This is a genomic window from Sodalis-like endosymbiont of Proechinophthirus fluctus (genome assembly GCF_001602625.1).
In the GTDB taxonomy this organism is placed as follows: domain Bacteria; phylum Pseudomonadota; class Gammaproteobacteria; order Enterobacterales; family Enterobacteriaceae.
On the sequence record NZ_LECR01000040.1, the window covers coordinates 67,230 to 73,692 of the forward strand.

Below are 6,463 nucleotides of genomic sequence, written 5' to 3' on the forward strand. Positions count from 1 at the left end.
CAAATAGACAGCAGACGGCTGCTGCGTCCTCGCCCGTAGCGGTCTGCCTAACGATCTGCTGATGGCGAGGACGCATATCCGAGTTGCAGACCATCCGGACATTGCGCCAGGCGATCGTTGACCATTCGGTGTCGTTAATAGCTCTAGCATTGGCCAAGGGGCTGAGAACGTCAAGCGCTAAGGCATACGCTTTTCTAACGGCGATAGTGAACAAGGATTACAATGTGGTGCGAGCCATTTACCGCACCACATTGTAATCCCGAATATGCCGAGTTCATAGAGGATTAACACGTCAGCATCGGATCGATCAGTACACCCCGTCGCCTTACTCGTGTGGGGGTCTTTCGGTAAACGATTCGTAACGGGACTGCCCATCTGGTCGAGCGTTTCGTTTGACATTCCTTATGGGAAACGCGTCGCTATTATCGGCGGTAGTGGCGCCGGGAAAAGTACGCTGCTGCGCTGCTTATGAGTCTGATTGAGCTAGATACCGGTTGGTGATGTACAGTTAGCGGGGATCAATATTATCAGTTTAACCTATCGCTACCTGGCCAGGAGCCTACTAGCGCGTTGTCTTCGCTTTCCAAAACACAACCTGGTCAATCGGCTTTCGGTGCTGACCAACGTGCTCCATGGCGGAATGGCCTGGTCACGCAAGCCGTGCATGTGGTTTCACAGGATCGCCTCCCGCGAACATCGGGATTATGCGATGTATTATCTGGAACAAGTGAAACTCGCACCACTTAGCGGAGGACAACGCGTATATGAACTGTCCGAAAACCAATCACAGCGCGTCTCCATTGTCAGTTGCCGCCAGAGTTGCCCGCGCACTGATGCGAAAAAAGTGCATCATTTTCGTCGATGAGCCTTATAGCCCACCAGCCTGGATCCGCGCACCAGTGAAGACGTCATACAGGTCTTTTCCTAGCTCGCGCGGCGCGAATGGATCACGCTGATATTCGTGATACATCATATGGAGCACGCGCTGCGCTATGCCGATCGCATCCTGGGATTGCAAAACACCAGCCTGAATCTAAGTGCGCCAGGCCGCGACCTTAACCTTGAACAATTACGAGGTCTGTATGAGTGAAAAACTGCACACCCGTCTGCCTGGACGATAGGAATCGCCGTCATGGCTCTCGTCACTGCTGTTCGCCGCTTAATGTGATCTTTTTCGCCTGGTCGCTCTTTTCCGCGGGAATATCCGTGCTGCAGCTGCTGCGTGGCTTGCCTAACATAGCGACGATTGCCAAATACATGATGGCCTCCCGCCACTGATCGCGCTATGCCGATAATGAACGCTTTCAAATCGCGCTTGGTGGACACCATAATCATCCTCAATTTGCCGTTAGAGATATTGATGGCCAGAAACTACACGCTGCATCCCGCGGTACGCACTACTATCCGTGGGGCGGTAAGCTTTATTCGCACGATGCTTAACCTTGTCTGGGCACTGTTTTTCGTTGCCTCGGTCGGTCTTGATTCCCTTCGCCGAGAGGCTAACGCTCATAATGGATACGATCGGGTTTTGCGCTCTCTTTTTCGCCGAAATCATCGAAGAAGTCGAAGAGGCGGCCGCGCCTGAGGTCCTATCGACCATGGGGTATCCGCGCCTAGCCATTATTGTTTGCGCCACCCTACCGATGTCGGTACCCAGTCTGATAAACAGCAGCCTGTTTTACTGTAAAAAAGCGCTACGTTCCTCGGTTTGTGTGCCCGGCAAGTTCGGCGCGAGAGGCATCGGATCCGAACTTGCGATAGTCATGGAAATGTTCCATTTCTATCAGGTAGCCACCATCATCCTGATGATTTTCTTATTTATCTTTGGCGTAAAGAAACTATCCTCCTATGCCCGGTTCACGCTTCTTAATCTCCCATACGGTAACCCGCTCTATAACACTGTGTGAGAAAGGAACAAACATGAACCAAGTTCTCACTATCAACGGTATCTCCCCTACCGCCATCCTGAAATCCTCGTTGTCGTGGTCTGTATCGACAGTGGTGATCCTGAATATCTGCAAACCTACCTAGCGCAAGGACAATCCCCAACATCCAGCGTTTTCCAGCAAGGCTATACGGCGGTCTTGACCAGCGTCATGCCCTCCTTCACCTGTCCGAATAATATGTCGATTGTCACGGGAGTTCCCTCGTCCCAGCACGGTATTTCAGGAAATTTTTATCTAGATAACCACACTTGGGGCCGTTAGTGATGACAGGGCTATAATTGCTGCGGGCAGAAACCATACTCGCCGAATTTGCCAACCGCCGACGCCAAGGTAGTTTCCATTACTGTGAAGAATTAAGCTACGCTGCCAGCTAGGCAAGGGTCTCTGGAATTCAGCTAGGGTCAATCAGCTTTTCCTCCGAATATGCAGACCGCTGTACGCTGGCTGAAAATGATATCAACGATGTTGCTAGCCTCGGCATGCCTAAGTTAGGCATGTATTCTATAACGCTGTCGCTGTTCATGCTATAGGACGACATCCGGTTACTGCAAGACCACCGCCCAGATGTGATGTACCTTTCCTTGACCGATTTCGTCCAGCATAAACGAGCGCGGCAGGAATCTGAGGCCATAGTGTTCTATCGGTAGCTTGATGAGGCTTTCTGCCAGCTGGCACAGCAGGGTATCGTGCTGTGACTCATCGCCGATCACGGCATGAGCGATAAAAACAACGACCGGGGCGAACCGAATATCATCTGGCTGCAGGGGGATCCTCGACGCCGAGTTTGGTGCTGGGGAAACCACGGTTATTTTCCTAATCACCGACTCCTTTGTCGCCTACCACGGCGCATTGGGTAGCTTTGTCTGATTACGGAGCAAAGGGAACATCAAAGTACAGGCGATTATCGATCATATTAGTTTCATTGATAGTGCCGATTCATTGACAGTGCCGATTACGCCCTGAAATGTAACAGCCTGCCGTCTGTTCGATTTGTATGAGGATAGATAGGCGGACGTGGTGGTTTCGAAAAAGAATGTTTACATTGGCAATAGTGTCGAATTGCATGACCTTGAGAGCTTGAAAGATCATCGGCTACGTACGCACGGCGAGATCACGGAATCCCACGTGCCTTTTATTCCGAATCGGCCGTTAACGCCGAATACCACAATCGACCGACCGGCCTATACTACGTCGTTATGAGTTACCTGATCTTCGACTATTCCATCAGTTGGGCTAGTACAGTCGGAGGCGGCAACCGGGCTCGTAAATCGGCCTCGGTTGCAGATGCCTACTACAACGAGGCATTGAGCTCGGCATGCATGTGGTCATTGAGCGGCATAAATTCGCTGTTTTCAACGCTGGTATTACGATTTTCAATCAGCGCCATTTTCACCCTTAAGAAAGTTATGGTGCTATGCTAGACTCCTCTCGCGACACAATAGACTTTACAGGGCTCGAGAGGAACAGCGTGAAACGCCAGGTTTACTTTACATGCTCATCTTTTTTTACGATGACAAAACGTGCAAACTGCTGGACAATAAAATTTAGACCTCAGGTGATGAAGGTTTTTTCCAGCTTCCAGTTTTTGATGCAAACAAACACCAGCCATCGCTTTCGACCATCATCTTCAAATCGCTACCGTTATGTTGGCTAATGCTAATCCCGTGGTGGTACATAGATGATACTCCTTTAAAAAATCTCTGGACACGTTGGGAGAACACATGCTAGAGCGCCACAATGAAATCAAGGCAAATTCAATAAAGCGTTCAACGAAGACGAAAAATAAAAATTCTCTGCATTTCCTCTGAAGCTAGAAATAGAGATATAATCTTGTAAAGTTTTTTAACTGTCGTTTCCATATTAATTATCATTGGCATGAAATCGATGTCGGGCATTTTACGCAGCATGGTTTTTTAATCCCTCTTTGAGGTCGACAAACGTATCGGTACATACGTTAATTTTATTAATACTGCAGGAAAACTTCTGGCGAATATTTTCTTCACCTGAATCAGAGCTGCCATACAGTATCATGGTTCTTCCAGTCCCCAGCTTAATTTGTAAAATGCAGTCGAAGTTAATTTTAGGTACAATATGTTAGGGTATTTACCATGCTCGGTCCCTACAGCAATAGCTAAAGCATCGACGCCGGTGGATTAGAAAAAATGCACCGCATCCTAAACGGGAGTAAATAAATCCAGTTTTTTCATCAGTGTTAATCGCTTGACTGATAAAACTGATTTTACCTTCAGTCGTGACATTCTGAGAATGGCAAAGTATCACTACCTCTTTGGCGTGGCGGACATTCAGAAACATCAATCATGATCGAGAAAAACCCATGGCGAAAGGCATGGGTAACTTTCTTATAATCCTTACCGTGGACAATATTCATCGCCATGGACACTGTTGCCCGCGCGGCTAGCATTCTGACAATACCGGAAATAATTCTGCCATCGCCATGTTTACTCATTTGACCATAACCAATGTTAATGATGATTGAGGCATTCTCTTCTTGCACAGCCATGATAGTACTGAGCACCAATTCCAGATTAATAACGCTGGATAAAATCACGCTATTAAATTTTTTATTCGCATCGTATAATATCTTTTTCATAGTTACATACACAATAATACCTCAATTTTTTTAATTACTGACAGATGATTAAGCAACAGTTATTCCTATCTCTGATAAATATCAGATAGCCAAGGTATCTTTAACGTCAATGAAATTTAGTATAATTAAAGAGCCATTACCTTTTCACTTTTTTATCAATTTCCGTTCCAGGTCAGCAATTTCACTTATTGATACATGATATTTTCAAGCCAACGCGCATCTAACTTCATGGTGCTCTGTATTCTTGGCCATAAGATATTTGTCTTTAGGGATAACCAGTAGAGTTACACTTGATTCATTCACCCCGGATTCTATTAAATAATAGATTACTTTTCATTAGAGGAAATTTAGAGAAAATTTAACTGCAAACGTGAACTAGGATGAAATTTTTTCGCGCAGAGGTAATCACATGATTGATCATCTGCAGTACGGTAGAGTTATGCATACAATACAGATGCTGAGTTTACTATTGTAAAGACCAATGGCCGTTATATATTACGTCAAGTCATTGTTTCTGATGATGAAAAAATAACAGTTGGCGGAAAACACGTCCTCCATAATTGCTGTGTCCGATTTTTCAATTATAATTATGAGGGAAATATTGTCATCAAAAGTAATACCATAGTGCAATACTACTTTTTCACGCTCTATTTGCGACTGAGTGAAGAGTAGCTCCTCCAGTGTGGTCACCACAGAAATCAGAATTTTTGGCATTATGAATGCAGAAGACCTTAATAGTATCCCGTAATTAACAAGAGAGGACCGGCAGATTTTCGAGGAAGTAGCATATGGCCCGGTGACCCAAAAACGGGTTTCTCCTCCGCCGCGATGCCGATATAAGCAACCTGATTGTCGCCGTCGATATCCAGGGTGCGTGTTACACAATATCTTGTTGCAGCATCATCAAAGCCAGCGGCTGTAAAAGGTAAATTATTCCTCTTCGCCTCACTGAGTACGGTGATATTGGCATAGATGCTAACCTGACCTGTCTCATAGGCGACCAGTTATGACAATCGATTTATTTTCGCTTCTTGCTCCTGTACCACCTTGATCAATTGCCAATAGCGCGCGAGACACTCATCATCTGGATCGATCTCTGCGCAAACAATCGCCGGGATACCTAACTCTATTCGCCAGGATGACCGAATGCGGGGTTATTCCGCCACTGCGTGTCACGAAGCCTTTAACTGCTCTGGCTATAGACTGGATATCGGCCGGTGTCAATTCCTCTATTGTAGCGCACGGAATATCCTCTACTGGCTGGGCTAAATATGCCGACTTTTGCTTGCTTAAACTACAGCACAAGCACTCGGTTTCCAAAATAATGTCCCTATCCGACCACTGGCCGGTATCAATATGTTGTTTAATGTTATGTTGTTTAATGTTGTCGAGATAGACTTCATCTTGTAGCATAAGCCGATACGCTTTATAAATTTTCGCCATCTCTGGCGAATACCGCTTTTGCGCCTGCTCATGATACCCAGACATCGTTTGCAAGCTCTGTTGCTGCGCCGCAAGCATGCGTTGCCATTCGTGGTCGGAGTCGCTTTGTTCCACGGCACTGATTAAATTGAATCTGGCGGATAACCTAGATTTTACCGATATCTATGCCTGCCGTTGCGCCAATACCCTGTATACTGTACATGACTCCCCTCGCTGTAAGGAAGGAATGAATGCTGTTGTCTTGGGGTTAGTGTTCTTCTATTTACGGCTCTTCTTCTGTATCAGATTGTATATCTGACGCCTTCAATACGGGCTTTAGCATCGTCAGGACGACGGTGGTAATGGTGGACTACCGATAATCAGTGCGGCAACAAAGCCCCAAGGATTTTCCATAATCGGAATAACGAAAACGCCGCTATGGGGAACCGTACTCGTGACATTCTACAGCATCGCCAGACAGGCG

8 protein-coding genes and 1 pseudogene are annotated in these 6,463 nt (G+C 46.5%); 3 read left to right on the top strand and 6 right to left on the bottom strand.

From position 1 onward, the window contains the following. Positions 1–214, bottom strand: a 214-nt coding sequence (locus BG74_RS14820) for a hypothetical protein (RefSeq protein WP_204376312.1), incomplete at its 3' end; no start/stop codon positions are given. Positions 215–370: 156 nt separating this feature from the next. Here BG74_RS14820 and BG74_RS16725 point away from each other — a divergent pair. From BG74_RS16725 to BG74_RS19575, 3 genes and pseudogenes are all read left to right on the top strand, one after another. Beyond that, positions 371–469 (top strand): annotated as a pseudogene (locus BG74_RS16725) (ATP-binding cassette domain-containing protein); the annotation flags it as partial. Positions 470–1,511: 1,042 nt separating this feature from the next. Further along, positions 1,512–1,907: an ABC transporter permease family protein gene (locus tag BG74_RS16730; RefSeq protein ID WP_244267296.1), complete on the top strand. Its 396-nt coding sequence runs from the start codon at positions 1,512–1,514 to the stop codon at positions 1,905–1,907. Positions 1,908–1,982: 75 nt separating this feature from the next. Then, complete coding sequence (locus BG74_RS19575; protein WP_073961080.1) at positions 1,983–2,207, top strand: alkaline phosphatase family protein; 225 nt, start codon at positions 1,983–1,985, stop codon at positions 2,205–2,207. Positions 2,208–2,488: 281 nt separating this feature from the next. Here BG74_RS19575 and BG74_RS14830 read toward each other — a convergent pair whose 3' ends face one another. From BG74_RS14830 to BG74_RS04670, 5 genes are all read right to left on the bottom strand, one after another. Continuing rightward, positions 2,489–2,656, bottom strand: a complete 168-nt coding sequence (locus BG74_RS14830) for a hypothetical protein (protein ID WP_204376313.1) — start codon at positions 2,654–2,656, stop codon at positions 2,489–2,491. A gap of 1,186 nt (positions 2,657–3,842) precedes the next feature. Continuing rightward, a complete protein-coding gene (locus BG74_RS19580; protein WP_187202630.1) occupies positions 3,843–4,037 on the bottom strand; it encodes a class II fructose-bisphosphate aldolase in 195 nt (64 codons plus the stop codon). A gap of 154 nt (positions 4,038–4,191) precedes the next feature. Beyond that, positions 4,192–4,557, bottom strand: coding sequence for a class II fructose-bisphosphate aldolase (locus BG74_RS04660; protein ID WP_066596938.1), 366 nt, complete (start codon positions 4,555–4,557; stop codon positions 4,192–4,194). A 495-nt stretch (positions 4,558–5,052) separates the two neighbouring features. Continuing rightward, a complete protein-coding gene (locus BG74_RS19585; RefSeq protein ID WP_369678508.1) occupies positions 5,053–5,442 on the bottom strand; it encodes a putative PEP-binding protein in 390 nt (129 codons plus the stop codon). A gap of 195 nt (positions 5,443–5,637) precedes the next feature. Next, positions 5,638–6,114: a phosphoenolpyruvate-utilizing N-terminal domain-containing protein gene (locus BG74_RS04670; protein WP_073961081.1), complete on the bottom strand. Its 477-nt coding sequence runs from the start codon at positions 6,112–6,114 to the stop codon at positions 5,638–5,640. Positions 6,115–6,463: the final 349 nt, after the last annotated feature.